The sequence below is a fragment of the Actinoallomurus liliacearum genome (assembly GCF_039542035.1).
In the GTDB taxonomy this organism is placed as follows: Bacteria; Actinomycetota; Actinomycetes; order Streptosporangiales; family Streptosporangiaceae; genus Actinoallomurus; species Actinoallomurus liliacearum.
This window is the reverse complement of the sequence record NZ_BAABHJ010000040.1, coordinates 11,432-33,551: the sequence shown is the minus strand read 5'-3', so window position 1 is coordinate 33,551 and position 22,120 is coordinate 11,432. Positions and strand designations below refer to the sequence as shown.

General features: G+C 71.3%; 23 protein-coding genes. 11 read left to right on the top strand and 12 right to left on the bottom strand.

Annotation, left to right across the window (positions count from 1 at the left end):
- Positions 1–3: 3 nt before the first annotated feature.
- Positions 4–1,317: a crotonyl-CoA carboxylase/reductase gene (ccrA, locus tag ABD978_RS38745; protein ID WP_345365778.1), complete on the top strand. Its 1,314-nt coding sequence runs from the start codon at positions 4–6 to the stop codon at positions 1,315–1,317.
- A gap of 159 nt (positions 1,318–1,476) precedes the next feature.
- Positions 1,477–1,662 carry a hypothetical protein gene (locus tag ABD978_RS38740; RefSeq protein ID WP_345365776.1) on the top strand — a complete coding sequence of 62 codons (186 nt, stop codon included), beginning with the start codon at positions 1,477–1,479 and terminating at the stop codon, positions 1,660–1,662.
- 167 nt (positions 1,663–1,829) lie between these two features.
- On the opposite strand, the gene ABD978_RS38735 is transcribed toward ABD978_RS38740, so the two are convergent.
- From ABD978_RS38735 to ABD978_RS38725, 3 genes are all read right to left on the bottom strand, one after another.
- A complete protein-coding gene (locus ABD978_RS38735; RefSeq protein WP_345365774.1) occupies positions 1,830–2,669 on the bottom strand; it encodes an NAD(P)H-binding protein in 840 nt (279 codons plus the stop codon).
- A 12-nt stretch (positions 2,670–2,681) separates the two neighbouring features.
- Positions 2,682–3,308 (bottom strand): TetR/AcrR family transcriptional regulator, encoded by a 627-nt coding sequence (locus ABD978_RS38730; protein ID WP_345365772.1) that lies wholly within the window; start codon positions 3,306–3,308, stop codon positions 2,682–2,684.
- Positions 3,309–3,397: 89 nt separating this feature from the next.
- Positions 3,398–3,853 (bottom strand): MarR family winged helix-turn-helix transcriptional regulator, encoded by a 456-nt coding sequence (locus ABD978_RS38725; protein WP_345365770.1) that lies wholly within the window; start codon positions 3,851–3,853, stop codon positions 3,398–3,400.
- Positions 3,854–3,997: 144 nt separating this feature from the next.
- On the opposite strand from ABD978_RS38725, the gene ABD978_RS38720 reads away from it, so the two are divergent.
- Positions 3,998–5,368, top strand: coding sequence for an MFS transporter (locus ABD978_RS38720; RefSeq protein WP_345365768.1), 1,371 nt, complete (start codon positions 3,998–4,000; stop codon positions 5,366–5,368).
- A 32-nt stretch (positions 5,369–5,400) separates the two neighbouring features.
- Positions 5,401–6,048: a nitroreductase family protein gene (locus ABD978_RS38715; protein WP_345365766.1), complete on the top strand. Its 648-nt coding sequence runs from the start codon at positions 5,401–5,403 to the stop codon at positions 6,046–6,048.
- 57 nt (positions 6,049–6,105) lie between these two features.
- Here ABD978_RS38715 and ABD978_RS38710 read toward each other — a convergent pair whose 3' ends face one another.
- The 4 genes from ABD978_RS38710 to ABD978_RS38700 form a co-directional block, all read right to left on the bottom strand.
- The gene (locus tag ABD978_RS38710) at positions 6,106–6,840 is read right to left on the bottom strand and encodes an NIPSNAP family protein (RefSeq protein WP_345365764.1); all 735 of its coding nucleotides are present in this window, start codon (positions 6,838–6,840) and stop codon (positions 6,106–6,108) included.
- A 67-nt stretch (positions 6,841–6,907) separates the two neighbouring features.
- Positions 6,908–7,339, bottom strand: a complete 432-nt coding sequence (locus ABD978_RS38705; protein WP_345365762.1) for an Rrf2 family transcriptional regulator — start codon at positions 7,337–7,339, stop codon at positions 6,908–6,910.
- A 526-nt stretch (positions 7,340–7,865) separates the two neighbouring features.
- A complete protein-coding gene (locus ABD978_RS44110; protein WP_425550815.1) occupies positions 7,866–7,970 on the bottom strand; it encodes a DUF397 domain-containing protein in 105 nt (34 codons plus the stop codon).
- Positions 7,961–8,791: a helix-turn-helix domain-containing protein gene (locus tag ABD978_RS38700; protein ID WP_345365760.1), complete on the bottom strand. Its 831-nt coding sequence runs from the start codon at positions 8,789–8,791 to the stop codon at positions 7,961–7,963. Before ABD978_RS38700 ends, ABD978_RS44110 begins: the two co-directional genes overlap by 10 nt.
- A gap of 123 nt (positions 8,792–8,914) precedes the next feature.
- Here ABD978_RS38700 and ABD978_RS38695 point away from each other — a divergent pair, with 123 nt between their 5' ends.
- Positions 8,915–9,337 carry an ATP-binding protein gene (locus ABD978_RS38695; RefSeq protein WP_345365758.1) on the top strand — a complete coding sequence of 141 codons (423 nt, stop codon included), beginning with the start codon at positions 8,915–8,917 and terminating at the stop codon, positions 9,335–9,337.
- A 295-nt stretch (positions 9,338–9,632) separates the two neighbouring features.
- On the opposite strand, the gene ABD978_RS38690 is transcribed toward ABD978_RS38695, so the two are convergent.
- Complete coding sequence (locus ABD978_RS38690) at positions 9,633–10,661, bottom strand: LacI family DNA-binding transcriptional regulator (protein ID WP_345365756.1); 1,029 nt, start codon at positions 10,659–10,661, stop codon at positions 9,633–9,635.
- A 224-nt stretch (positions 10,662–10,885) separates the two neighbouring features.
- On the opposite strand from ABD978_RS38690, the gene ABD978_RS38685 reads away from it, so the two are divergent.
- From ABD978_RS38685 to metG, 5 genes are all read left to right on the top strand, one after another.
- Positions 10,886–11,806 carry a nitrilase family protein gene (locus ABD978_RS38685; RefSeq protein ID WP_345365754.1) on the top strand — a complete coding sequence of 307 codons (921 nt, stop codon included), beginning with the start codon at positions 10,886–10,888 and terminating at the stop codon, positions 11,804–11,806.
- Between the two features lie 12 nt (positions 11,807–11,818).
- Positions 11,819–13,021, top strand: a complete 1,203-nt coding sequence (locus ABD978_RS38680; RefSeq protein WP_345365752.1) for a hypothetical protein — start codon at positions 11,819–11,821, stop codon at positions 13,019–13,021.
- Between the two features lie 29 nt (positions 13,022–13,050).
- On the top strand, positions 13,051–14,433 hold the full coding sequence (locus tag ABD978_RS38675) for an amidase (protein WP_345365750.1): 1,383 nt from the start codon (positions 13,051–13,053) through the stop codon (positions 14,431–14,433).
- Complete coding sequence (locus ABD978_RS38670; protein WP_345365748.1) at positions 14,423–15,451, top strand: alpha/beta fold hydrolase; 1,029 nt, start codon at positions 14,423–14,425, stop codon at positions 15,449–15,451. Before ABD978_RS38675 ends, ABD978_RS38670 begins: the two co-directional genes overlap by 11 nt.
- 187 nt (positions 15,452–15,638) lie before the next feature.
- Positions 15,639–17,219, top strand: coding sequence for a methionine--tRNA ligase (metG, locus tag ABD978_RS38665; protein ID WP_345365746.1), 1,581 nt, complete (start codon positions 15,639–15,641; stop codon positions 17,217–17,219).
- 134 nt (positions 17,220–17,353) lie between these two features.
- On the opposite strand, the gene ABD978_RS38660 is transcribed toward metG, so the two are convergent.
- Genes ABD978_RS38660 through ABD978_RS38650 form a run of 3 tightly spaced genes read right to left on the bottom strand, consistent with a single transcriptional unit; the run spans position 17,354 to position 20,096 of the window.
- Entirely contained in the window at positions 17,354–18,199 is an 846-nt protein-coding gene (locus ABD978_RS38660; protein WP_345365744.1) for a DUF4097 family beta strand repeat-containing protein, read from the bottom strand.
- The gene (locus ABD978_RS38655; protein ID WP_345365742.1) at positions 18,196–18,846 is read right to left on the bottom strand and encodes a response regulator; all 651 of its coding nucleotides are present in this window, start codon (positions 18,844–18,846) and stop codon (positions 18,196–18,198) included. The genes ABD978_RS38660 and ABD978_RS38655 overlap by 4 nt, the downstream gene beginning before the upstream one ends.
- Complete coding sequence (locus tag ABD978_RS38650; RefSeq protein WP_345365740.1) at positions 18,834–20,096, bottom strand: sensor histidine kinase; 1,263 nt, start codon at positions 20,094–20,096, stop codon at positions 18,834–18,836. The genes ABD978_RS38655 and ABD978_RS38650 overlap by 13 nt, the downstream gene beginning before the upstream one ends.
- Before the next feature lie 133 nt (positions 20,097–20,229).
- Between ABD978_RS38650 and ABD978_RS38645 the strand changes: the two genes are divergently transcribed.
- Positions 20,230–20,730 (top strand): hypothetical protein, encoded by a 501-nt coding sequence (locus ABD978_RS38645; protein WP_345365738.1) that lies wholly within the window; start codon positions 20,230–20,232, stop codon positions 20,728–20,730.
- Between the two features lie 5 nt (positions 20,731–20,735).
- Here ABD978_RS38645 and ABD978_RS38640 read toward each other — a convergent pair whose 3' ends face one another.
- A complete protein-coding gene (locus ABD978_RS38640) occupies positions 20,736–21,980 on the bottom strand; it encodes a PucR family transcriptional regulator (protein WP_345365736.1) in 1,245 nt (414 codons plus the stop codon).
- Positions 21,981–22,120: the final 140 nt, after the last annotated feature.

Here is a 22,120-nt window from a genome sequence, read left to right as displayed (position 1 = left end):
TCCATGTCCGATCTGCTCGAAGCGGTCCGCGCGGGTGCCGGGCCCGCCGACCTGCTCGCCTGCGAGTTGCCGACGCGGTTCCGTGCCGCGCACACGCTCAAGGACGAGGTGGGCATCTTCGACGGCGAGACGGACAAGGACGTCCGGCGCTCGATCCACGTCGGCGAGGTCGAGATGCCCGAGCCGGCCCCGGACGAGGCCGTCGTCGCGGTGATGGCCGCGGCCATCAACTTCAACACGATCTGGTCGGCGATCTTCGAGCCGATCCCGACGTTCGCGTTCCTGGAGAAGCTCGGCCGCACCGGTCCGTGGGGCGCCCGGCACGACCAGCCGTGGCACGTCCTCGGCTCGGACGCCGCCGGCGTCGTCGTGCGCGTCGGCAGCGGCGTGCGCAACTACGCGGTCGGCGACCGGGTCGTCATTCACGCCGGCGTGATCGACGACCAGGAGCCCGCGAGCCAGGAGGACGGCGTGTCGAGCCACGCCCTCGCCTGGGGGTACGAGAACAACTTCGGCGCGTTCGGGGAGTTCACGGTCGTCAAGGCCAACCAGCTGATCCGCAAGCCCGCGCACCTGACGTGGGAGGAGGCGGCGTCCAACACGCTGTGCGCCGGGACGGCGTACCGGATGCTGGTCGGCGCGCACGGCGCCCGGATGAAGCAGGGCGACGTCGTGCTCGTCTGGGGCGGCACGGGCGGGCTCGGCTCGTACGCCGTGCAGCTCGTCAAGAACGGCGGCGGCGTCCCGGTCGCGGTCGTCAGCTCCGAGGAGAAGGCCGACCTCGTCCGGCGGCAGGGCTGCGAGCACGTCATCAACCGCAGCGAACTGGAACTCGGCGACGAGGGCCTGCGCCACCCGAAGGCGTGGCGGCGGCTCGGCGAGCGGATCCGCAGCCTCACCGGCGAGGACCCGCACATCGTGTTCGAGTACCTCGGCGCGGAGACGTTCGGGGCGTCGGTGTACGTCGCCCGGCGCGGCGGCAAGATCGTCACCTGCGGCTCGTCGACGGGCTACCGGCACGAGTACGACAACCGGTTCCTGTGGATGAACATCAAGAGCATCGTCGGCAGCCACGGCTTCAACTACCTCGAGGCCGTGGAGACGAACCGCCTGATCGGCCTGGGCATGATCCACCCGACGCTGTCCACGGTCTACCCGCTGGAGGAGGCCGGCGAGGCGACCCGTGCGGTCCAGACGAACCAGCACGTCGGCAAGGTCGGCCTGCTCGTCGCCGCCGAGAAGGAGGGCCTCGGCATCGAGAACCCAGCCCTGCGCGACCGCATCGGCGAGGAGAACCTCACCCTCTACCGCCGCTGACCCCGATGACCGTACAGCCGCTCTCCCGGGTGACGCAGGAGTCCACGGCCAAGACGGCAGTTGCCGTCGGTGGTCAGGTGAGGACAGTGCAGCCCCGTGCCCGGCGCATCCGAATGCCCGGACTCATCACCACAACCAAGAACCCTGGAGGGGACGACCATGTCGAACCGTGACAACAAGAGCGCCGGCAGCAGCTCGGCCAAGCAGCCGGCCGGCGGCCTCCCGGTGGACGAGAACGGGAAGCGCGTCTACCCCAACGACGCGACCAACAACAACACCGTCGGCGGCCAGACCAGCGGCCCGCGTACCTACCCGCGCGGTGCCGGCCACTACTACGGCGGCTGATCGGATGAGCGCTCACGGACGGAGTCCGCGGGCGCGGGTAAGGCATAGCAGGCATGCTGTGCTTGCATCCATATGAGTAGGCGGGAGGGGCTTCCCCTCCCGCCTCACCCCGTCATCACCGCCGAGGATTTCCGTCGCTCCAACGACGAAAATCCTCGGCACAGACGTCAGCGGAAGTCATCGGCGTGGTCTTCGGCCCACTCCGCGAAGGTGCGTGCGGGGCGACCGGTGGTCTCCTCGATGATCGTTGAGGTCTGAGCGGGCGTGCCGTCGCGGGCCGCCCATTGGCGCAGGAAGGTCTCGACGCCGATAGGGGGGAGGGTCCTGCCCATCTCCGTCCGGGCCTCTTCCACGGAGATCACCTCGAAGGGGATCTTCCGGCCGAGCGCATCACCGATGTGCTCGACCTGCTGCCGAAGGGTGAGCGACTCCGCGCCGTAGACGGTGTACGCCTGCCCCCGGTGTCCCGGCTCGATGAACGCGGTCACCGTCAGCGCCGCCATGTCCTTCTCGTGCACGGGTGCGGTCTGGGCGTCCGGATACGGGTTGCGGACGACTCCGTCGGCCTGGATCGACCGCTGCCACCACCACAGCGTGTTGGTGGCGAACATCCCCGGGCGGATGAACGTCCAGTCGATGCCGGACTGCTCGATCGCGAGTTCGACGGCCCGGTGCTGCCGGGCGATGGGGTTCTGCTCGGCGCCGGGGGCCACGATCGCCGCCGATGACAGCAGCACCACGTGCCGTACGCCCGCCGCCTTGGCGGCCTCGACGAAACCCTGGACGCCGTCCGGTTTGGCGTAGAGGAAGACCTGCTCCGCGCCGTCCAGGGCGGCGGGCAGGGTCTCAGGCCGTTCGAGATCGGCCGCCACCACCTGCATCCGCGGCGGAAGGCCCGCCGTATCGGGGGTCCGGCTCGTCGCCCGGACCTCCTCGCCCGCCGCGAGCAGACCTGCGGCGACATGACGGCCCACATTTCCCCGGGCTCCGAAGACGACTGCGACCATTCCGTGAACTCCCTAATCGCCGGCTGTGCCGAGAAGCTTGATCAATTGGTCGTGCAGCCGGTCCCGGACCGGCGGCGACAGCGGATCACCGCCCAACAGCTCTTGTACGAACTGCGGCATCGCGATCGGTGCGAAGGCCACCGCGTAGGCGATGAGCAGCGCGAACTCCGGTTCGACCGCGTCGGTGACCTCGCCGGCCCGCTGACGTTCGCGCATCCTCGCCACCGACTCGGCCAGTCGGGCCCGCTGGGCTGCCAAGTGGCGTTCGCCCTCTTCGGCGTCGGTGAAGGGGCAGTCACCCAGTGCCTGCCAGATCACCAGCCGCGCCCAGTCGGGCCGATCGAACATCGCGTTCAGATGGGCGGCGACCGACTCGTCGAACGACGCGTCCCGGGCGGCGATCGATGCCTCGGTCCGCTGCCAGCGCCGGCGCAACTCCTCCAACAGGCCCTGCTTGCCGCCGAAGTAGTACGAGATCAGCTGCTGGTTCACACCCGCGCGCTCGGCGATCCCGGCGGTGCGCGCGCCCGCGTAACCCTTGGCCCCGAACTCGGCCACGGCGGCCTCGAGAATCCGCTCCCGCGTCTGCGATGCCGCCGTGCCGCGATCCCCGGACTGTGACGTCCTCCGTGTCGGCATGCCGGAACGATATTCAATCAATCAGTTGAATGACAACTCTGATCCAACCTGGATCGACCGTCACCGGCCGGGGTACGGCGCGGACGGGCTCAGTCCGGGAGACGCAGGAGCCTTCCCAGGAGGGCGCTCAGCTGGTCTCGTTCTGCGGAGGTCAGGCCGTGGAAGGTGTCCTCGAGGAACTCCGGGATCGACGCCTCGGCCTCGGCGAGGCGCCGTCGCCCCGCGTCGGTGATGGTGACGGCGTACGAGCGCCGGTCACGAGGGTTGCGCTCCCGGCGTACGTGACCCGCCTTCTCCAGGTCGTCGCAGACGCTCACCATGACCGTGCGGTCGATGCGCAACTCTTCGCTCAGCGTCTGCTGCGAGCAGGGGCCGACGGCCTCGAGCATCTTCAGCACCAGATGCTGGCCTACGCCCAGGCCGTGCTCGCCGGCGTGCGCGTCGGCCGCCCGCGCGACCGCGGCCGAGGCCCGGCACAGGGCGATGTCCAGGCGTTCCGCCGCCAACTGCGGGAAGTAGGTCGGCTTCGAACGGTCCGCTGTCATGGTCGGCGCTGATCCTCTCACCTGTTCGATCAGCTCGATCCTACCAACAACCGTCTGATCGCCAATTGTTTGACAGCAGATGATTTGTCGCTCTACGGTCTGGATCATCTGTCCACAGATTGTTGGCGAGCAGATGGAGTTGTCATGACCGTTTCCGACGGCCGGCGACAGACGGCCTTGGTCCTGCTGTGCGCAGCCGTGTTCCTGGACTCGATGGACCTGTCTCTCATGGGCGTCGCGCTGCCCTCGATCGGACGTGACCTGTCCCTGCCGGAGAGCACCCTGCAGTGGCTGATGTCCGGGTACGCGGTCGCCTACGGTGGTTTCCTGCTGCTGGGCGGGCGCATCGCCGACCTGTTCGGCCGCCGCCGGATGTTCCTGATCTCGCTGGGCGCCTTCGCGGCGGCGAGCCTGGCCGGTGGCCTGCTGTCGGTCGGCTGGCTTCTCGTCCTCACCCGCGTGGTGAAGGGGGTGGCCGCCGCCCTGACCGCCCCCGCCGCGCTTTCGCTGATCACGACAACGTTCACCGAGGGGCCGCGGCGCAACCGCGCGCTCGGGATCTACTCCCTGGCCGGCGCGACCGGATACAGCGCCGGCCTGATCTTCTCCGGCCTGCTCACCCAGGTCAGCTGGCGACTGGTGTTCTTCCTGCCGGTACCGATCGCCCTGGCCGTCCTGGTCGCCGCGCCACTCGCGCTGCCACGCGGCGAACGACCGAGCGCGGCGGCAGGCGGCTTCGACGGTGCGGGCGCGACCGCCGTCACCGGCGGCGTACTCCTGCTCGTCTACGCCCTGACCGAGAAGAACTGGCCCGCCGGCATCGCGGCCGTGGTCCTGCTGGCCGCCTTCGTCGCCATCGAACGCCGGCAACGCCTTCCGCTGATCCCGCTGGGGGTGTTCCGGTCGGGCCGGCTGACCGCCGCCAACCTCGCCGCCCTGACCTGGGCATGCGCGACCATCGGCTGGCAGTTCGTCGCCGTCCTGTACCTGCAGCGGGAACTTCACTACACCGCCCTGGCGACCGGCCTCGGCATCGTCCCCATGGGCCTGGCCATCGTGGTGACCGCCAACCTGGCCGGAAAGCTGATCAACCGCTGGGGCCTGGGACGTGTGGCCGCACTCGGAATGCTGATCCAGGCCACCGGCATCCTGCTGTTCCTGCGGGCCGGGGCCACCGGCGACTACGTCGCCGTCCTGCTGCCCGCCCTGCTCATCCACGGCATCGGCAACGGGCTGTCCTTTCCCAGCCTCAACATCGCCGCCGTCGGCGGCCTGCCCGACGACCAGCAGGGCCTGGCCTCCGGGCTGGTCACCTCATCCGTCCAGATCGGCGCGGGAGTCGGCATCGCCGTCCTGGCGGCCGTCATGCCGCTCGGCCACTCCGCCCTCTCCGGCTACCGGCTGGCATTCCTGACCGCCGGAGCCTTCTCTCTGCTCGGCGTCCTCATCGCCTCCCTCGGCCTGCGCGCCCCGGCGCCCGCGGCCGAGTCGGTACCGGCCACAGCCGACTCCTGATCCCTGTCGCGACAACCGAGGAGAAGCACGCCATGACCCTGAATCTGACCCCCGACGAACTGCTGTCCACCACCCGCGCGGTGCGCAAGCGCCTCGACCTGTCCCGCCCCGTCCCCCGCGAACTGATCGAGGAATGCGTGGACCTGGCCACCCAGGCGCCCACCGGCCGCAACCGCCAGCGCTGGCACTTCCTCATCATCACCGACCGCGACCAGCGACGGATCGTCGCCGACATCTTCCGCCGCGCCCTGGCCACCGGCGGCGGACAACCGGTCAACGACCGCGACCTGCGCCGCATGAACGCCCACCCCGGCAGCATGGAACGCATCTACGACGGGCTCCGGCATCTGTACGACAACATCCACCGCGTGCCCGCGTTCGTCATCCCGGCCGTGGAGGGACGCACCGACCGGGCATCGGTGCTCGACCAGTCCATGACCTGGGGATCGATCCTGCCCGCGGTGTGGAGCTTCATGCTCGCCGCCCGCGCCCGCGGCCTCGGCACCGTCTGGACCACCGCCCAAGGCCCTCGCGAACGCGAACTCGCCAAGGCGCTCGGTGTCCCGTACGACGAGGTCATGCTCGCCGCGTTCATCCCACTGGCCTACACCATCGGAACCGACTTCAAGCCCGCCCGCCGCATCCCACGCGACGAGGTCCTGCACTGGAACCACTGGTAGGCGGTACGCCCCCGGTCGCCCGGGCCGGGGGTACCCCCGGCCCGGGCGACCGGGGGCTCAGTGCAGGAGGGACCGTGCGGTCGGGGCCAGCACCAGCCGCTGCGGCGCGCTCGCGAGGACCGCCGACAGCCGCGGCGACACGTCGTCGCGCCACGCGCGCGAATCCTCCAGGCGCCGTAGACGCGCGGTGGCGTCGGCGCGGCCGGCGAACCGGGCGAACCACACGAAGAAGTTCTCGCCGGGCCGTACGGGCAGCACGGGGTAGGTGTTCTCCGCGTGCTCGGTCTGCAGGTACGCCAGCGGCGCGGCACCCGCTTCGGCCAGCACCGGCCGCACCCGGCGACGGAAGAACTCGGCGAACTCCTCGTCGAAGGGCCGGTCGCGGCGGTAAAGCGTCGCGACGACCAGCGAGGACGGCGACTCCGCCCGGCCGACCGGGGGCCGCGGTTCGCTCGGCGCCGGGAAGCCGGAGCCCTCATCCACGGGTCGCAGCAGCAGCACGTCGTCGGTGTCGACCATCGTGGCCCTCGCCGCGTCCCGGTGGGCCGCCCAGACGGGACCGCCGTAGAAGGTGCGGAGCGCGGCCTCCCGGCTCCGCATGTCCGGGAAGCCGCGCAGCCAGACGAACCGGTCGGCGGCGTCCACGTCGCGGAACTGGCCGATCACCTCCATGCCCGTCGCCTCCTGCGACTCGACGAACTCCCGCTCGAAGAGATCGATCAGCACGTCGCGCGTGCCACTGCGCAACGTGTACTGCCGCAGCTCCAAGACCTGCGACCGGGCTCCGCTCATTGAGGCAGTCCTTTCTGTAATAAAGGTTGTTACACTTTTGCCCTGACGGCGCGGCAGGCGTGGTCACTCAGCTCACCTGCAGGGTCTGACGGAGCACGTCGGCGATCGACGTGCGGCCGAGCTCCCGTCGCAGGGCCTGCTCGGCCCCGTCGTAGATCGACCCGAGCGCCGGGCGAATGCCCTTGCCGACCGGGCATTCGAGGTTCGGCTCGCTGCGGTGCATCCCGAACAACGGATCCCGCTCGACCGCGTCATAGACCTGTACGAGGGAGATCTCCTCGGCCGGCCGGGCGAGGCTCCAACCGGCGCCCGGCCCGTGACGGACGCTGACGAGACCCGCCCGCCGAAGGTCGCCGAGACTGCGGCGAATGATCACCGGGTTGGTGTTGACGCTGGCGGCCACCTGGTCGGACGTGAGCTGATCCCGCCCCTGCCGCTGCGCCAGCGCCAGCCAGGCGAGAGCGTGCACGGCGACCGTAAGCCGACTGTTCGCCGCCATCACCACCTCCTGTAACAAAGGATGTTACAGAAACTCGCCCAGCGCGCCCACGATTCGCGGATTTCAGTCGCCCGCCGGCGCGACGAAGCGTGTCGCACACGGCTCCTGAACGGTGGGGCGCGCGAAACGCTCGGTCAACGCGGGTCGCAGGCGGTGATTCGCTGACTTCGTCCCGCTATGGCTGCGCCATCGCCGAGCCTTCCGCACGCTCCAGCAACGGTCGTCTCGGCCGTCGAAGGCTCAGCGCAGGAGCGACCGCGGAGCCGGCACCAGCCGGTGCGGCTCGCCCGCAACCGCCGATAATCGCCGCAGCACGTCGTCAGGCCACGCGCGCCCCGACCTCGCCGCCGTCGTTGACGCACAATCCGCAACAAAGCAGGCGACGCGCCGTCCATATCGGCGGCAAGGCGTCCATCCCGACGGCAAGGTGGCAACAGCGCCCCTCGACAAGTGCAGTGGCAAGGCTGAGCGATGCGACGGAGCCCCCCGCATGCCGGTGAGGGGGCGCCGTCAAGCCGTGGCCGGACTACTCCCGGCCAGAGTCCCTTTCGACGACAGCCAGCTCGACGCAGTTGCCGCCGTTGCCGCCGCTGCGGCTGCTCTTGCGCCAAGTGGCGTCCTTCACAACCATCGTTCCTCCATGACCCTGCGGATGAAGTCCTTCGACGCATCGACGGGCAGGGCTCTTGACCGAATCGCCTCGTATGCGTCGGACAATGCCCGAATGTCCTCGACATCATCGATGGTAAGTCCGCGAATCACCGTATCCATGTACGCCAACTCGCTTCTGTCCGGCAGGGTAGCGACGACGAATGCGCCATCAGTGCCTGACGGGTGAAGCGGGCCGGGGACGATGTGGACCGAGATGCGGTCCGACGACAGGCTGAGCAGGTGTTCAAGCTGCTCACGCATGATCTCTCGGTTCCCCACCTCGTGGTAGAGAACGTACTCGGTTAGCAGGACGGCCAGGCGAGGCGGCGGAGGGTCTTCGCGGATGAGGATCTGCTGCCGCCCCATTCGGGCCGCCACGGCCTCCTTGTCGCCGTTCAGGAGTTCGGAGGCGTATCCCTCCGTCTGGAGCAGGCCGTAGATGACCTGGTTCTCGTATGACTGGAGCAGAGTGGCCTGCTCCTCGACGGGAGGCCAGTCGAACCAGACGGGGAAGGCTGCGCTCTTGACGAGTTCGTCCCAGAGCGAGGGCAGGGTGCCTCTCGTATCCAGGAGTTCGTCGAGTCTGACCGTGATGGCCCTATCGCAGCGGGTCTCGCCGCGTTCGATCTTGCCGATGTGTGAGCCCGAGATGGGAATCTTCGCTGCTATGCGGTCCTGCGAGAGGCCGGCCGCGACCCGGAATCGCCGCACTTCGCCCCCGAATACTTTCAGCATTGTGGTTCGTCCGACCGTCATCACCACTCCCGATTTCCGGTTCACAACCGGCGACAACCGGATCATGCAGGCTCACTCTTGAACCTGCCACGGAACTGCTGGCTGTCACCGTAAGTATCCATGCTTGTGCACCATGTAGCCAGATCGCAATACACGGCAGACGGTGAGGTCTTCGGCGAAAGACGAGGCATGGTGATGACGGCCCTACAGGTGAACGACTGGACGGTCCCGGACCGATTCACTCTTGAAATGCATGCCTGTCCGGAAAATGTCTACTTGGTGCGCAATCTGGTTGACCAGGCCGTCGCATCGTGGGGCCTGGCCGAACTCCGGGACCTCGGGCGGCTGATCCTGACCGAGTTGGCCACCAACGCGACCCGGCAGTACCCCGGCGCCCTGATCAACGTATGGGTCGCCCGTCCGGCGCATCCGGTGATCGAGGTCGGGGTGTGGGATCCCGACACCGCGACGATGCCGCGAATCGTCGATCCGGGGGAGGCCGACGAGAGCGGCCGCGGGTTGTTCCTGATCCGGGAGCTGACGAACGGACGACTCGGCTGGCAGCCGTCCCCGCACCGGGGAAAGGTCGTCTGGGCTCGGTTCGGTCCTTGAGCTCCTCGCCTGGGCGGGCTTCCGTTGCTCACACCTGCGAGAACCGACGCCCAGGCGGGGCACCTCTCGCGCCGTCCTTAAGCTGCGGGTCTATGCCGAGGATTTCCGTCGCTGGAGCGACGGAAATCCTCGGCATAGACGGGTCGCGGGCGGCGACCCTTCGACTTCGGCCTATGGCGGTGTCTTCGTCGAGCCTGTGCGCTCACGCGAGCAGCCGCCGGGCATCTCGCCGTACCGGGCGGGTCGGTCAGGGGCGCGTCCGGCCGGGCGACGCGCGTCGATGCGGGGGGTGGTCCTATGCGCGGGCGGCGCCGGTTGAGGCGCGGGGGGCCAGTACCGGAGGTAGGAGCTCCGATTCGACGTCCTCGCCCGCCAGCAGGCGGGTCAGTAGTTCGAGGGCGCGGCGGCCGATCTCGCGCATCGGCACGGCGACGCTGGTGAGCGGGATCGGCAGCTCCGCGGCCAGCGGGGTGTCGTTGTAGCCCATGATCGCGACGTCCGTCCCGACACGGAGGCCGTGATCGCGGGCCGCGCCCAGGGCGCCGATCGCCGCGAAGTCGTTGACGGCGAAGATCGCGGTGGGCCGGTCCGGCGATCGGAGCAGTTCGTCCGCGGCGGCTCGTCCGCCGGCGGTGTCGAACGGGGTGTGCAGCACCCGCGCCTCCGGGACGCGGATGCCGTGGTCCCGGTAGTGCTCGACGAAGCCGGCGGTGCGGTCGGCGCCGGTGCTGGCGAACGGCGGGCCCGCGATCACGGCGACGTCGGTGTGGCCCAGGCCCAGGAGGTGTTCGGCGGCCAGCCGGCCGCCGAGCCGGTCGTCGGGCGTCACCGACGGATGGTTCCCCGCCCTGCGGTTGACCAGGACGAACCGGACTCCGTCCGTGGCCAGCCGGTCGAGGAAGGCGTCGTCGAGGCGGGCGTCGCCGAAGATCAGGCCGTCGACGCGGCGGGCGAGCAGCATCTTCGTCCGCGTTCGCCGGGTCTCGTCGTCATCGAGGGTGTTGGCGGCGATGGTGGTGAGCCCGCGTTCGCCGGCCGCCTCGTCGATGCCCTCGTAGATCGTCGAGAGCACGAGGTCGGACAGCCGGGGGACCAGGACCCCGATGAGCCTGCTGCGCCCGGTACGCAGGCCGCTGCCGTGGGGGTCGGGCTGATAGCCGAGTTCGGCGGCCAGGCGGCGGATGCGCTCGGCGGTGTCGCCGGAGGCCGCGCGCGCACCGTCCTCGGCGGGGCCGTTCAGCACGCGGGAGACGGTGGAGACGTGCAGCCCGAGCTGATCGGCGATGGACCGCAGAGTCACCGGGCGAGCCTTCGGATCCGCCACGAACCCCTCACCTCCTTCGGCACCGGCTCACCCTATGCCGGTGACCGCGTCCCGGGGCAACCGGTGAGCCGCCCGCCCGTACCCCGCGAGAGGTCGGCGAGCCGCCCACCACGTACAACTGGTGAAACGGATCGCGCCGGGCCTCTTGACGGGCTCCGGGACTGGCGTCCATGCTAACCCAAACGTTTGGCCCAAACGTTTGGGCAACGGGAAAGGACCCCGCGATGACGACCACCCCTCCGCACGGATCATCGGCGCCCGACTCGTCCGTCAGCCCGGCGCGGGTCGCCGTGATCCAGTTCGACCCCCAGGTCGGCCTGGAGAACCGCGCCGCCAACTCCGAACGGGCGCTCGCCCTGGCGGCCCGGGCCGCCGACGACGGCGCCACCCTGATCGTCCTGCCGGAGCTGGCGACGACGGGCTACAGCTTCCGCGACCGCGCCGAGGCGTACGACCACGCGGAGAGCGTCCCGGACGGGGAGACGGTCCGGGCCTGGGAGTCCTTCGCCCGGCAGCGTGGGGTGTACCTGGTCGGCGGCCTGGCCGAACGCGACGGCGTGCGCCTGTACGACACGGCCGTCCTCGTCGGACCGGACGGCTACGTGGGCCGTTATCGCAAGGCCCACCTGTGGAACCGGGAGAAGTTGTGGTTCACCCCCGGTGACCTGGGCTTCCCGGTGTTCGAGACGCGGATCGGGCGGATCGGCCTGCTGGTCTGCTGGGACATCTGGTTCCCCGAGGTGCCCCGGCTGCTGGCCCAGCAGGGCGCGGACATCATCTGCAGCGTCAACAACTGGGTGTGGACGCCACCGCCGATCTTCGACGAGAGCGGCAGGTGCATGGCCTCGTATCTGACCATGACCGCCGCGCACGTCAACAACGTGTTCATCGCCGCCGCCAACCGGGTCGGGACCGACCGGGACGCCCGCTTCCTCGGCTGTTCGCTCATCGCCGGGACCAACGGCTGGCCGATCGGCCGGGTCGCGGGCGCCGAGGAGGAGACCATCCTGATGGCCGACATCGACGTCGTCTCCGCCCGCAGCGCCCCGATCTGGACCCCGTTGAACGACCTGATCCGCGACCGGCGCACCGATCTGTACGACCCGATGCTCGGCTACACCCGCAGCCCCGCGGCCCCGCGCTGAGGACCGGTCACGATGACCACGACGACACTCCGCGCGCCCGAACGCGCGCACGCCCTCCGGCTCTGGGCCACCGCCATCACGGTCGTCGCTCTGGCGTCGTCGCTGGCGATGGCGCTGGACCTCCTGCGGCCCGCGCTCCCCGCCGTCGTCCCCGGGTACGCCTCCTGGAGGCTCGGCTACGCCCATCCGGCCTGGTACGTGTACTGGATCCTCGGCGACACCACCGAGGCGACGCTGGCCAAGTCCGCTCTCGGCGGCCTGCTCCTGATCACCGGTGCGGCGTTCGCCCATGCCGCCCGACGACGCGGAGCCCGCTACCAGGGGTTCACGCAGGCGTGCGGCACGGGGATGTGGCCGTGGGTCGCCCTGAGCGGTGGCCTGGGAGTGGTGGCGAGCAACCTGCTGTGGGGGTGGACGCTGTCCACGCCGGGCGGCTGGCAGCCGACGTTCGCGCCGTTCGTCTCCGTCCCGCCCGCGGTGGTGATCCTGTACGGCGAGGGTTGGCTCGTCGCCGTGACCGGGGCGGCGCTGGGCGCCACCCTCGTCACGCCCATCGCCGTGCTCGCGGTGAACGAGGTCTGCGTCCCGCTGGGCCTGTCACCGGTGGTGGGCAGCGTGCTGGCCATGTCCCTCGGCGGCCTCATCGCCTGCTCGATCTGCGCCAGGCTGCCCTGGATGCCGCCCCTCCGGGTGAGCCTCAGCCCTGCCGAGCCGATGCCGCCGGCCCAGGTCCGCCACGGCCCCTCGTGGGTGCCGCGCCGGATCCTCGCGGACCTCACCGAGGCCCAGTTCTACGGCAATGAGTGGGCCGGAGCCGGGCTGCTGCTGGGCTGCGTGCTGCACTTCCTCCTGAACCCCGCCGCGCCCGCGTACGGCAGCGGCCTGCTGCCGCACCTGCTCGCCGCCCAGATCCTGACGGCCGCCTGCGGCGTGATGTTCTGGCGCGGGCGCCATGCGGCCCACGGCTGGTACCCGACCTTCGTCCCCGTCGTGTCGGTCGCCCCGGCCACCGTGCTGACCTTCGGTGGAACGCTCCAGGCGATCATCTTCGGTGCCCTGCTCGGCGCGATGATCGCGCCCCCGCTCGCGGCGGCGCTGGCCCGGCGACTGCCACCGCACCTGCCGCCGATGGTCGCCTACACCGCCACCATGGCGCTGTGCACGGCGACGATCGTCCCCCTGCTCGACCTGCTCCCCGGCTTCCGGCACGTGTGACGACGGCCGCCGACTCCCAAGGAAACACCGTGACCTCCTCCCGTACGAGCGCCGCGACCGGCGGCTACTTCGCCGGCCGGTCGCTCCGCGACCTCGCCGCGGACCTGCGGCGGCGCCGGATCACGGCCACCGACCTCGCGCGGCACTCGCTCGACGCCGTCGCCCGGCTCGACCCCCTCGTCAACGCGTTCACGACCACGTCCGCCGACCAGGCGCTGGCCGCGGCCCGGCAGGCGGACCGCGAACTCGCCGACGGCCTCGACCGGGGCCCGCTGCACGGCATACCGGTGGCGGTCAAGGACGTCATCATGGTCGCGGGCCGGCCCGTGACCATGGGCTCACGGCACTTCGCCGACCACGTGCCCTCCACCGACGCCGACTGTGTCCGGCGGCTGAAGGAGGCGGGCGCGATCCTGGTCGGTCAGACGACGACCCACGAGTTCGCCTACGGCCCCACGGGCGACCGCTCCGCGACCGGCCCCTGCCGCAACCCGCGTGATCCCGCGCGGATGTCCGGCGGTTCCAGCGGCGGAAGCGCCGCGGCCGTGGCGGCGGGCATGGTCCCCCTCGCCATCGGCACCGACACCGGCGGTTCCGTCCGCATCCCGGCGGCGCTGTGCGGGGTATCGGGGTTCAAACCCGCGTACGGCGTGATCTCGACCGACGGTGTCTTCCCCCTGTCCGAGACGCTGGACCACGTCGGCCTGCTCGCCGCGAGCGCGGACGACTGCCGGATCGCCTACCGCGCACTCGTCCCGTGCCGCGGACCGTCGGCGGAGGGCACGTCCCGAGTCGGCTGGCTCGACCCCCGCGCGTTCTTCCCCGCCGACACCCGCGTCCTGCACTCGGCGCGCTCCGCGCTGGAGGGCCCGCTCGACGAGCTCCGCCTCCCGCAGCGGGTCGCCGAGGACCTGCGTGAGGCGTTCGTCGCCGTCCAGAGCGGCGAGGCGGCGGCCGTCCACGCCGAACGCCTGGCCGAGCGGCCCGGCCTGTTCGACCCGGAGGTCCTCGAACGCCTCCGGACGGCCGCCACCGTGCCCGCCTGGCGGTACGTGCGGGGGCTGCGGGCACGCCCGCGGCTCGCCGACGCCGTCGCCGCGCTCTTCGAGGACCACGACGTCCTCGCGCTGCCGACCGTGCCGATCACCGCGCCGCCCGTCGACCGGCGGGAGGTCGACCTGGACGGCGGACTGGTGCGCGTACGGGACGCCCTGCTCGCGCTGACCAGCCCATGGAACGTTCTCGGCCTGCCCGCGCTCACCGTCCCGGCCGGGACGGTCGACGGCCTGCCCACCGGGCTGCAGCTCATCTGCCGGACCGGCGAGGAGGACCGGCTCTTCGAGACCGCCGCCCGCGCCGTTCCCCGACCCGATCACGAAGATCCCCTCATCGGAGAGTCACTTGTCCACTGACCACGAGATCCTGGAGCTTCCCGACTTCGCGCTGGAGAACGGGGACACCCTGCGGCCGGCCCGGCTCGCCTACCGGACGTACGGCCGGCTGAACGCCGACCGGACCAACGCCGTCCTGTTCCCCACCTGGTTCGCCGGGGATCACCGTTCCAACGAGTGGCTGATCGGCGAGGACCGGGCGCTGGACCCACGGGAGTACTTCGTCATCGTGCCGAACCTGTTCGGCAACGGCGTGTCCTCGTCGCCCTCCAACACCCCGTCGCCGCACGCCGCCGCCGACTTCCCCGACGTCACCATCCGTGACAACGTCCGGGCCCAGCACGTCCTGGTCACCGAGCACCTCGGCATCGAACGGCTCGCCCTCGTCCTCGGCTGTTCGATGGGCGCCCTGCAGACCTATCAGTGGGCGGTGAGCCATCCCGAGATGGTCGCGCGCGCCCTGCCGTTCTGCGGGGCGCCGAAGACCTCGCCGCACAACGTGGTGTTCATCGAGAGCCTGCGGGCGACCCTCACTCTGGACGCCGCCTACCGCGACGGACGCTATGCGACGCAGCCCCTCGCGGGCATCAGGGCGTTCTCCCGGGTCTACGCCGGCTGGGGGTTCTCCCAGGCCTTCTACTGGGAGGAGACCTACCGGCAGCTCGGGTTCACGACACTGGAGGACTTCCTGCCCGGCTTCTGGGAGGCCAACTTCATCGACCAGGACGCCAACGACCTGCTGTCGATGCTGTGGACCTGGCGGCACGCCGACGTGTCGGCGACGCCCGGGATGGACGGCGACCTCAAGCGCGCGCTCGGCTCCATCACGGCCGAGACCCTCGCCCTCCCCGCGGAGAAGGACCTGTACTTCCCGCCCGAGGACGAGATCCGCGCCGCGCGGCACATCCCCGGCGGCCGGGTCCGGGTGATCCCCGGGATCTGGGGCCATCTGACCGGCGGTGGCGCCAACCCCGCCGACGCCGCCTTCATCGACGCGGCCGTCCGTGACCTGCTGGCCACCGAGACCGGCAGGGGGTAGCCGCGGAAATCGCCGTGCCCTACGGGCCGCGGGCCGTATGGTGGAGGCATGAACACGTCCGTAGGTCAGGTGATGATGCGCCCCGCACGGGGCCGCTGGCACTGACGGACGTACCGAATCCGAGGCCCTGGCACGGGGCCTCGATTCGTGTTCGCGCATCGGAGCCCCGGCTCTCCGGGAGGTTCCGATGACCCGACACCACGTCTACATCACCACCACCATCCCCTACGTCAACGCCCGCCCGCACGTCGGGTTCGCACTGGAACTGGTGCAGGCCGACGTGCTGGCCCGACATCACCGCCGCCGCGGTGACCACGTCAGGCTCCAGGCCGGCACCGATGACAACGCGCTGAAGAACGTGCAGGCCGCCGAGCGGGCCGGTGTCCCGGTCCAGGAGTTCGTCGACCGGAACGCGGCGGCGTTCGTGGCGCTGCACCGGCCGCTGACGCTTTCCGTCGACGACGTCATCCGTACCAGTCGCGATCCGCGGCACCGGGCCGGCGTCGAGCGGTTCTGGCGGGCCTGCGAGGCCTCGGGAGACCTGTACCGCAAGCACTACGAGGGCCTGTACTGCGTCGGCTGCGAGCAGTTCTACGCCCCCGCCGAACTCGACGACGGCCGCTGTCCCGAGCACGGCACCACGCCGCAGCGGGTCGCCGAGGAGAACTGGTTCTTCCGGCTGTCCCGCCACGCCGACCGGCTCCACGACCTCATCGAGAGCGGCCGCCTGCGCATCGAGCCGGCCGAACGCCGCAACGAGGTCCTGAGCTTCATCGCGGGCGGGCTGGAGGACTTCTCCATCTCGCGTTCGGTCGCCCGCGCCCGCGGCTGGGGCATTCCGGTGCCGGGCGATCCCGGCCAGGTCATCTACGTGTGGTGGGACGCCCTCGGCAACTACCTGACCGCGCTCGGATACGGCACCGACGACGCGGACCTGCGGCGCTGGTGGTCGGCGGCCGACCGCCGGGTCCACCTCGCGGGCAAGGGCGTGGTCCGGTTCCACGCGGTGTACTGGCCGGCCATGCTCCTGTCGGCCGGCCTGCCGCTGCCCACGGAGATCCTGGTGCACGGCTACCTCACCGCCGACGGCCGCAAGATCAGCAAGTCCAGCGACAACACCGTCGATCCGACGGCGCTGGTCGACGCGTACGGGACCGACGCGGTCCGCTGGTGGCTGCTGCGGGAGGTGCCCCGCGTCGGCGACGCGGACTTCACCCACGACCGGCTCATCGCGCGCGCCGACGACGAGCTCGCCAACGGCGTCGGCAACCTCGTCAACCGGGTGGTCGCGATGATCCACCGGTACCGCGACGGCCGCCCGCCCGTGCTCCCCGGCCCCGGCGGCCGCCCGTCTGTGCTCCCCGGCCCCGCCGGCCGCCCGCCCGTGCCGCCTGGTCCCGGCGGCCGCTCGGGCGGCGAGGTGGTCGCGGCGTGCGAACGGGCGCCCGCGCTGGTCGACGCCGCGCTCGGCTCGTTCGACTTCCGGGCGGCGACGGAGGCCGTCCGGGCGATCGTCGACGCCGCCAACCGGTTCGTCAACCAGGTCCGTCCGTGGGAGCTCGCGCGCGCCGAACGGGCCGGTGACCGCGACGCCGGGCGGCGCCTCGACGCGGCCCTGGCGGTGGCGCTGGAAGCGTGCCGGACGCTCGGCGCGGAGCTGTCGCCGTTCCTGCCGGACGCCGCGGAGCGCATCACCCGGCAGTGCGCGGTGGTCGACGGTCGGCTGCCCGCCCCGTCGCCGGTGTTCGCCAGGCTCGCCCGGCGCTGATCGGCGGGGCCGTACGAAAGGCTCGGGCGACAACGAGCGCGGCCGGTGATTTGCGGGCTTCCGCGCCCTGTGCCCCCGCGATCACCGAACCTTTCGTACGGCCCGGGCGGTCGGTGCTGTGCCGGGCGGATCGGTCAGGGGCGGGCGTACCTGATCTCGATCGAGCCGGAGGAGGTCTGTGCGTCGATGCGGCGCGTCGCGGTGTCGTCGGCCAGCCCGCGTTCGACGGACGGGTCGCCGAACGATGACTTCGTGGTCACGTGGTAGCGCTGTCCCGGCGGCACGAAGACGGACAGTGCGCCGGACCTGGCCCGCGCCGTGACCTCCTGCGGGGCGTCCGCGAAGGTCAGATCGAGGGCTCCGGACGTCAACCCGGCGTCCACCCGGGGCGACCGGAGCCTTATCCCCTCGATGGCGCCGGAGCTGGCGCGCGCCCAGACCGATCCGGTCAGGTTCCGCATCGAGACGACGCCCGAGGTGGTCGACAGCCGCACGGGTCCGGTGAGCCCCGTGGCGGCGATCGTGCCCGAGGTGGACGTCGCTCGCAGCGTCACTCCGGCCGGGACGCGGATGTCCAGGCCGACGCTGCACGAGAGGCCGGACAACGGCGGCCACGCCGTGCACGCGCCCGTGAGCCGCAGCGTCGTGCCCTCCCAGGTCGCCTTGACGTGCGGCTTGTGCGTCGCCCACTTCAGTGTCTGGTCCACCGTGACCCCGCCGGAGTCGTCGGCGGTGACCGACAGGCCGCCGGGACCGATGGCCACCTCCAGCGCCGTGATCGGGTGGGTGCTGACCATGAGGCGGCTCCGCTGCGTCTGGTGGATCAGACGACCCCAGATCTGCACGCCCATCGGCACGACGAGGACGAACGCGGTCGCGGCGGCCACGAAGCTCCACAGCACCCGGCGGCGCGGGCGCTGCGGGGTCGCCTCGGCCACCGGCTCCCCAGCGGTCCGCGGTACATCGGGGGATTCGATCACGACCCTCCTTCCAGGAAGCGGAGGACGGCGAGCACGCGACGGTGATCCGCGGCCGCGCCGTCGATCAGGCCGAGCTTGGCGAAGATGTTGTTGATGTGCTTGGCGACGGCGCTCTCGCTGACCACCAGGGCCTGCGCGATGCCGCTGTTCGAGCGGCCCTCGGCCATGAGGGCGAGCACGTCCCGTTCGCGCGGGGTCAGGGCCTGGAGGGGGTCGCTCTGCCGGCGTACGAGCAGCTGGGCGACGACCTCCGGGTCGAGGGCGGTGCCGCCGGACGCGACCCGGCGCAGCGCGTCGAGGAAGGACGAGACGTCGGCGACCCGGTCCTTCAGCAGGTAGCCGATGCCGCTGGTGTTCGTGGCGAGGAGGTCCGCGGCGTACCGCTCCTCGACGTACTGCGACAGCAGCAGCACGGCGATCTCCGGCCACTGGCGGCGGATGACGAGCGCCGCCCGCACTCCTTCGTCGGAGTAGCCGGGGGGCATCCGCACGTCCGCGATCACCAGGTCGGGCCGGTGCTCCTCGACCGCGGCGAGCAGGCCCTCGGCGTCGTCGGCCGCGGCGAGCACCTCGAACCCCGACGTCTCGAGCAGCTTGATCAACCCGGCTCGCAGCAGGACGGAATCCTCGGCGATCACAACGCGCACGGCAACTCCACGGTGATGACGGTCGGCCCCCCGGCCGGACTGGTGATCCGGAAGGTACCGTCCACCGACGCGACGCGTTGCCGCAGGCCCGTCAGGCCCGTGCCGCGCGTGGGCTCGGCGCCTCCGACGCCGTCGTCGGTGATGGTCATCCGCAGCACGTCCGCCACGCGGACCAGCTCCATCTCCACCTGCGAGGCGCGGGCGTGCTTGGTGACGTTGGTGAGGGCCTCGGAGGCGACGAAGTACGCGATCGCCTCGACGGTCGGCGCGGGGCGCGCGGGAACGTCGACCCGGAGCTTGACGGGCAGGGGGGCGCGGGCGGCGATGCCCGACAGCGCGGCGTCCAGGCCCCGGTCGTCGAGGACGGCCGGGTGCAGGCCCCGGACGACGTTCCGCAGGTCGGTCAGGGCCTCCTTGGCCTCGGCGTGCGCTTCGGCGATCACCCGCATGGCGTCCTCCGGCACGTCCGTGAGCGTCTCCCGCGCGAGGCCGAGGTTCATCGCGAGCGAGACGAGCCGCTGCTGCACGCCGTCGTGCAGGTCGCGCTCGATGCGGCGGCGTTCGGCGTCCGCGGCGTCGACGACGCCGGCCCGTTTCTCGGCGAGGTCCTCGACGCGGCGTTCGAGCTCCTCGGTACGGCTCGGTCCCAGCAGGGCCAGGGCGGCCCGGGTGTCCAGTCGCGTCACCACCGCCGCGACGGCGGGCGCGACGAGCAGGAGCAGGACGCCGCACACGGTCAGGACGTTGATGAACTTCTGGTGTTCCGTGAGGGAGAGCGGGCTGCGCGGCGGCAGCGCCCACGCGTACGCGTACAGCAGTGCCAGCCCGAAGCCGGTCGCCCACATGGCCACGACCAGCAGCCCCCCGCCGGCCAGGAGCGGGCCGGCCAGCCCGTGGTAGATCAGTGACCGCCACGTCGTCCGGGAGCGGAGGGCGGCGCGGAGGTCGCGGCGGCCGCGGGGTGGCACGGGCACGTCGACGCCGAGCAGCCCCCAGAACCGGCTCCGCTGCATCGCGTTCAACGGCCGCAGCAGGAGGAAGGGCAGGGCGAGCGAGATCAGGGTCGCGAGCAGGACCTCCCCCACGGAGACGGGCGCGTCCAGCCAGGGCAGTGCGAACACCGACAGCGCCACGAGATGGGCGGGCACGCCGGCCGTGACGAAGGTCGTGTTCCGCCACGCACCGCGCGACAACGGAAGGTAGTCGCTCCAATGGGGGGAGGCGCGGTGCAGGGGAACCGCTTGAGTCATGAGAAGACCCTAATCCGGGCGGTGGACGCCCTGCCATGAAGCGGACGCCCGCTCGAAGGTGAAGCCAGTACCACCCCCAGGTCGGATAGCGGCGTGACTGACGGTGACGTCGCCGGACGCGATGCTGGTGATCATGTCGCTGATCACCGCCGCCCCGCCCTCCCGGCCTCGTACCGACCGCCGCGCCGCCCTCCGGACGCCGGCCCCTCGCGTCGCGCCGAGGACGCCGGCCCATGGTGTCGCGTCTCGTGCCCGGTCGCGGTGGCCGGTCCGGCTGGGCCTCGGGCTGATCGGCGCCGGCCTGGCCCTCCTGCCCTGGCTGTTCGTGCTGGCCACCAGCCTGCCCGCGACGGCGACCGCCGCCCACTGGCGGGTCGCCTGGGTCGGGTTCGACATGCTGGAGGCGCTCTCGTTCGTCACGACGGGCGCGCTGGTGATCCGGCGCGACGCGCGGGCGTGCCTGACCGCGATGGTCACCGCGACGCTGCTGGTCGCGGACGCGTGGTTCGACGTGTCCACCGCCGCGCCGGGCGCGGACCAGGTGACGGCGGTGGCGATGGCGGTGCTCCTGGAGATCCCGCTGGCCGTCTTCTCCGTCGTCCTCGCGTTCCGCATGCTGCCCCGCCAGAGGTGACGGGGTCAGCGGCGGAGGCTGATCACCTGCCCTTCGGCGGGCTCCCGCGCGCGGGCGTCCTCGGACAGCAGGGCGCGGGCGCGCAGCACGATCTCCAGCTCGAACCGCAGGTCCGGGTCCTGGAGCTGGTCGCCGAACAGGTCGTCGAGCTGGCGCAGCCGGTACCGCACCGTCTGGGGGTGGACGTGCAGCCGTACGGCGACCTCGTTGGCGTTGCGCCCCGCCTGCAACCACGCCAGCAGGGTCTCGGCCAGCCGGTCCTGCTGGCTGGGCCGCAGGTGGGCCAGTGGCGCGAGCTGCCGGGTGGACAGGGCGGCGAGGAGTTCCTCGTCCTGGAAGAGGATCAGCGTGGACATGTGCTCGGCGCACCGTACGACGCTGTCGTCGGCGATGAGGCCACGGCGTACGAGGTCGAGGCCCTGGCGGGCCCAGCGCATCGACCGGGAGACCTCCGACAGCCCTACGGTCGGGCCGACGACGGCGACCCAGTCGGTGAGGGCGGCGTCGAGCAGGCGGTTCCGGCCCGGCCCGTCCGGGTCGGGCACGATGAGGCAGGGCTTGGAGCGGCTGAGATCGGCGAGGATGTCGGGCGGCAGGGCGGGCCGGCCGACGCCCTGCCGGCGTTCGTAGAGGGCGACGGCGGCGACCGTACGCGGCACCGGCCAGCGGGCCACGCGGGCGAGTTCGGCGATGTCCTCGGGGGAGGCGGGGGGCCGGGCCAGGAGCAGGTTGACGAGCTGGTTGCGGCGGCGGGTCAGCTCACCCGCCACGGCGGCCTCGGCCTGGGCGTAGCCCTCGGCGGCCGCGGCGGCGACCTCGTCCTGGATCAGCATGACCGTCTCGCCGAGGACGCACAGGAGCTGCGCGGACAGCCGGAGCGGCGCGGCGTCGGCCGAGATCCGGCGCCACACGGCCAGCCCGGCGACGCGGATGGCCGTATGGAGGCCGTCGAGTCCGCGCCCCTCGCGGGCCACGCTCCGCCCGATCGCCCGGAAGAAGTCCGCGACGGGCTCGGCGGTCGAGGCGCCGGGGGACTCGCCGTCCCCGGCCTCGGTGACACGTCTTAAAACCTCGTCGATCACCCGGTCGATGGCCGAGCGGATGACCGCGGCGAAGGCGTCATCCCAGCGGCGGGCGTATTCGGGGATCCGATGGTGGATCTCCTCCATCATCTCGTCGGCCAGCCCTGGTCTGACCTTGGTGGTGAGTTCGGGCGGAATGTACGCCCACGGCCGCCCCTCGTTCGTCACACGGAACCTCCCCCAGCCCACCGGCTGAGATCGCAAGTTACCGGGCGGAAGTGACTATTTGCACTAATTGTGCCAAAAGTGGCCATCTCCACTCCGTTGCGTTACCAACGGGGAAGTACTACAAGTGGTGGAAGACCGAA